At 69.8% G+C, this 4,349-nt stretch carries 4 protein-coding genes and 1 pseudogene; 3 read left to right on the plus strand and 2 right to left on the minus strand.

The annotated features are described in order from the left end of the window. Nucleotides 1-57: 57 nt before the first annotated feature. Nucleotides 58-405: a hypothetical protein gene (locus tag B0W88_RS29980; RefSeq protein ID WP_077038172.1), complete on the minus strand. Its 348-nt coding sequence runs from the start codon at nucleotides 403-405 to the stop codon at nucleotides 58-60. Nucleotides 406-522: 117 nt separating this feature from the next. Then, on the minus strand, nucleotides 523-2,037 hold the full coding sequence (locus B0W88_RS29985) for an acyl CoA:acetate/3-ketoacid CoA transferase (protein WP_077038173.1): 1,515 nt from the start codon (nucleotides 2,035-2,037) through the stop codon (nucleotides 523-525). A 103-nt stretch (nucleotides 2,038-2,140) separates the two neighbouring features. Here B0W88_RS29985 and B0W88_RS29990 point away from each other — a divergent pair, with 103 nt between their 5' ends. The 3 genes and pseudogenes from B0W88_RS29990 to B0W88_RS30000 all read left to right on the plus strand — a co-directional run. After that, nucleotides 2,141-3,274 (plus strand): acyl-CoA dehydrogenase family protein, encoded by a 1,134-nt coding sequence (locus B0W88_RS29990; RefSeq protein WP_077038174.1) that lies wholly within the window; start codon nucleotides 2,141-2,143, stop codon nucleotides 3,272-3,274. A gap of 5 nt (nucleotides 3,275-3,279) precedes the next feature. Beyond that, nucleotides 3,280-4,053 (plus strand): 3-ketoacyl-ACP reductase, encoded by a 774-nt coding sequence (locus tag B0W88_RS29995; protein ID WP_077038175.1) that lies wholly within the window; start codon nucleotides 3,280-3,282, stop codon nucleotides 4,051-4,053. Between the two features lie 7 nt (nucleotides 4,054-4,060). Beyond that, nucleotides 4,061-4,349 (plus strand): annotated as a pseudogene (locus tag B0W88_RS30000) (sugar phosphate isomerase/epimerase); the annotation flags it as partial.

Raw genomic sequence — 4,349 nt, forward strand, 5'->3', positions numbered from 1 at the left:
AAGCAAGAAGAAACAGCCCAGGGCCTAACGGCCGCTGGGCTGTTTTGCTTCTGGCGTTCAGGGCCTGCTGCGAGGCAGGATCTGCGTGGCAGGGAAGGGCTCCGCGGGGCTTGGGCGTTGCACTTCGCGCAGCAGCAGGTCGTCCTGCTCCGCGTGGACCGGGGCCGTCTTGGAGCGCGAGGACCGCGAGCGGGCAGCCTGCTGCCGCAACTCGGCCATCTCGGCCTGCAACTGGCCGATCTGGCGCCGCGCCTGGCTCGCGAACTGGTCGGAGACCTGCCGGTTCTGCTCCAGCTTCGCGACGCGCTCCAGGCTGGCCGCCAGCCTGCGCCCCCACAGCCACCAGGCGGCAGCGCCCGCGGCCAGGGCGCCGGCCACGATGCCGCCGGCGAGCATTGCCATCATCGAGAGATCCATCCCATCCTCCCGCCGCCGGACTGGCGCCGGCATAACTCGTTAGCTCGACGGGCCGACTCTACGCCCGTGCGCTTCCTCCGGAATGGCAATCGGCACTTTGACGCGTCAGCGCGCCGGGGCCAGCGATGGATGCAGGCGAACCGGGAAAGGCATCCGCTCCAGCACGTCCTTGACAACGTCGATGCCCGGCGCCACCTCGCTGAGCTGCAGCCCGTCGGCCGTCAGTTCGAACACGGCCCGCTCCGTCACGTAGACCACCTTCTGCCCCTCGGCACGCGCGCGGCGGCCGCTGAAGGTGATGTGCCGCACCTTCTCGACCAGCTTGGGCACGCTGCCCGGGTTGCGGATCACCACGCGGCCGTCTTCCCCTTGCTCCACCTCCAGCCCCTTGGCCTCGAAGCTGCCGCAGAACACGACCTTCTTCGCCCGCTGCGTGATGTCCACGAAGCCGCCCGGGCCGACGATGCTGTCGCCCAGCCAGGAGACGTTGACATTGCCATCGGCGTCCAGTTCGCCCATGCCGAGGAAGGCGATATCGATGCCGCCGCCGCTGAAGAAGTCGAACTGCTCGGTGGACTTGACGATGGCGCTTGGGTGCCGCGTGGCGCCGAACAGGTGGCCGCCCAGCAGCTCGCCGTTGTGCGGGCCCTGCTCGATGGCGGTCCAGTCGATCGCGATGCCCTCGGCCCGAGCCACGGCGGGGATGCCGTCCGGCAGGCCGAAGCCGAAATTCACGCAGCTGCGCGGGGTCAGTTCTTGCGCGGCGCGGCGCGCGATCAGGTAGCGCAAGCCTTCCGGCAGCACCGGCATGCCGCATGAATCGGGGGCGGGCAGCTCGCCGCTGATCGTCGCGTCATAGGCGGCGCCGGTGGTCTGGTTTTGCGCCGCGAACTCGCAGACGCTGTCCACCAGGATGCCGGGCACCGAGACAGCCCGCGCCGGCGTGATCGGCTCCGCCAGCACCTCCCGCACCTGCGCGAACACCCGCCCGCCGCCGTTGTGCGCGGCCAGCGCGCAAGCAAAGGCATCCATGTCGGCCGGCTCCTCGCGCGCCGTCAGGTTGCCCTGCGGGTCGGCGCTGGTGCCGCGGATCAGCGCGAAGTCGATCTTCCAGGGCTTGAACCACAGCAGCTCGCGCCCGCCCAGCGTGACCAGCTCGACCAGATCCTCCGTTGCCCGCGCATTGCAGCGGCCGCCGCCATGCCGCGGGTCGGCGAATGTGTGTAGCCCGATATGCGTCACCAACCCGTGCCGGCCCGCCCCGCACTCGCGCAGCAGCGTCTGGATCACGCCAGCCGGCAGCGTGTAGGCCTCGATCTTCTCCTCGCGCGCCAGCGCCTGCATGCGCTTGGACCAGGTCCAGTGCCCGCCGATCACGCGCCGCACCAGGCCCTCGTGCGCGAAGCGGCTGATGCCGCTGGCCACGCCGTCGCCGATGCCCAGGCCGTGGATCAAGGTGAGATCGCGCGGATGGCCGGTGGCGAGGAAGCGCCGCTCGATCGCCGCGGCGATGTGGTCCGCCTCCAGCAGGCCGCCGCCGGAGCCGCTGAGCACGACGGTGGCGCCGTCGAAGATCTCCGCGGCCATCCGGTCCGCATCCACCACGTTCGCTGTCTTCATCGCGTTCTTCCTTCATCAAAGGTGCTTGCCGAATCGGCTTTGCTGCACTACCATTTTATTAACTAACCAGTTAATGCAGTCAAGTGCGAAGGAAACAGACCCCATGAATCTCTCACTGGAACACCAGCAGGTTGCCGACATGGCGCGGCGTTTCGCCAATGAAGTGATCCGGCCCGAGGCCGAGCGCCTGGACCGCGACGAGAGCTTCCCCGCCCACATCTACAAGGCGATGGGCGAGGCTGGCCTGTTCGGCATCACCGTGCCGGATTCGATGGGCGGTGCCGGCCTGGACTGCCTGGCCTACAGCATCGTGATGGAGGAGCTGAGCCGCGGCTACGCCTCCATCGCCGACCAGTGCGGCCTGCTGGAACTGCTGGGCACGCTGCTCTCGCGCCACGGCACGCCGGCCCAGCAGGACCGCTGGCTGCTGCCGCTGCTGCGCGCCGACCAGCGCGGCGCCTACTGCATCACCGAGGCCGGCGCCGGCAGCGATGTCTCCGGCATCAAGACCACCGCCACGCGCACGGCCACCGGCTGGTCGCTCAGCGGCGCCAAGCTGTGGATCCACAACGCGCCGGTGGCCGACGTGGCCTTCGTCCTGGCCCGCACCGACCCGGCCGCCGGCAAGCGCGGCATGAGCATCTTCATCGTCGACTGCGCGCTGGCCGGCGTCTCGCGCGGCCCGAAGGAACACAAGATGGGCCAGCGCGCCTCGCAGGTCGGCGAGCTGGCTTTCGACGCCGTGCAACTGCCCGCCGATGCGCTGCTGGGCACCGAGGGCCGCGGCTTCCACATGATGATGAGCGTGCTGGAGAAGGGCCGCGTCGGCATCGCCTCGCTGGCGGTGGGCATTGCGCAGGCGGCGCTGGAGGCCAGCGTCGAGCAGGCCAAGATCCGCAAGCAGTTCGGCCAGCACATCGGCGACTTCCAGGCCATCCAGTTCATGCTGGCCGACATGGCCAAGGACACCGAGGCCGCGCGCCTGCTGGTGCGCGCGGCGGCCGGCAAGATCGATGCGGGCACCGAGGCCACTGCGGCGTCCTCGATGGCCAAGTGCTTCGCCGCCGACATGGCCGTCACCCACACGGCCAACGCGATCCAGGTCTTCGGCGGCAGCGGCTACATCCGCGGCTACGAAGTGGAGCGCTTGTACCGCGACGCCAAGATCACGCAGATCTACGAGGGCACGAACCAGATCCAGCGGGTCATCATCGCCCGCCAGCTGCTGAAGGCCTGACCGTCATGACGACAACAGCACGCACCGCCATCGTCACCGGCGCCTCGCGCGGCATCGGCCGTGCCACCGCGCTGGCCCTCGCGGAAGAGGGCTTCGACATCGTCGCCGTCGCGCTGCGCGACGAGGATCGCCTGGCCTCTCTGGGAAGCGAGGTTGCCGCGCTGGGCCGCCGCTATCGCGCCTTCGACCTGGACATCGGTGATGCCAGTGGCCACGCCTCGCTCGTGGCCGCGGTGCAGGAGGAGTTCGGCCGCATCGACTGCCTGGTCAACAACGCCGGCGTGTCCGTCATGCAGCGCGGCGATCTGCTGGAGGTCGGCGCCGAAAGCTATGACCGCTGCTTCGACATCAACACCCGCGGCACCTTCTTCCTGACACAGGCGGTGGCGCGCGCGATGCTGGCCGACGAACCGGGCGACCAGCCCCGCAGCATCGTCTTCGTCACCTCGTCCAATGCGGTGGCCGCGACGGTGGAGCGCGGCGAGTACTGCATGTCCAAGGTCGCGCTCTCGATGGCCGCCCGCCTGTTCGCCCTGCGCCTGGCGGCGCCCGGCATCGGTGTCTACGAGGTGCAGCCGGGCCTGATCCTCACCGAGATGACCGCGCCCTCCAAGCCCAAGTACGACGCGCTGATCGCCCAGGGCATGACCGCCACCCCGCGCTGGGGCCTGCCCGAGGATGTGGCCCGCGTGATCCGCACGATGGCCGCCGGCCTGCTGCCCTACACGGTGGCGCAGGAGGTGCGCGTGGACGGCGGCCTGCTGATCTCCAGGTTCTGAAAAGATCATGCAAGACCTGACCCTCTCGCGCTGCTGCATCAATACGGCCACGCTCGGCTATCGCGAGCCGATCGAGCGCAGCGCCGAACGCATCGCCGCCGCCGGCTTCGGCTGGATCACGCCCTGGCGCCAGGAGGTCGACGAGCGCCATCCCGAGCGTGCCGCCGCCGCCATCCGCGCGGCCGGGCTCAAGGTCGCCGCCTACTGCCGCACCGCCTACTTCCCCGCCGCCGACGCCGCCGGCCTGCGCAGCGCCATCGACGACAACCGTCGCGCCATCGAGACCGCTGCTGCGC

The sequence above is a fragment of the Pelomonas sp. KK5 genome (assembly GCF_001984095.1).
Taxonomy (GTDB): domain Bacteria; phylum Pseudomonadota; class Gammaproteobacteria; order Burkholderiales; family Burkholderiaceae_C; genus KK5.

Coding starts and splice junctions, on each gene's coding strand:
- B0W88_RS29980 (WP_077038172.1), bottom strand. CDS start 405: ATGATGGCAATGCTCGCCGGCGGCATCGTGGCCGGCGCCCTGGCCGCG.
- B0W88_RS29990 (WP_077038174.1), top strand. CDS start 2,141: ATGAATCTCTCACTGGAACACCAGCAGGTTGCCGACATGGCGCGGCGT.
- B0W88_RS29985 (WP_077038173.1), bottom strand. CDS start 2,037: ATGAAGACAGCGAACGTGGTGGATGCGGACCGGATGGCCGCGGAGATC.
- B0W88_RS29995 (WP_077038175.1), top strand. CDS start 3,280: ATGACGACAACAGCACGCACCGCCATCGTCACCGGCGCCTCGCGCGGC.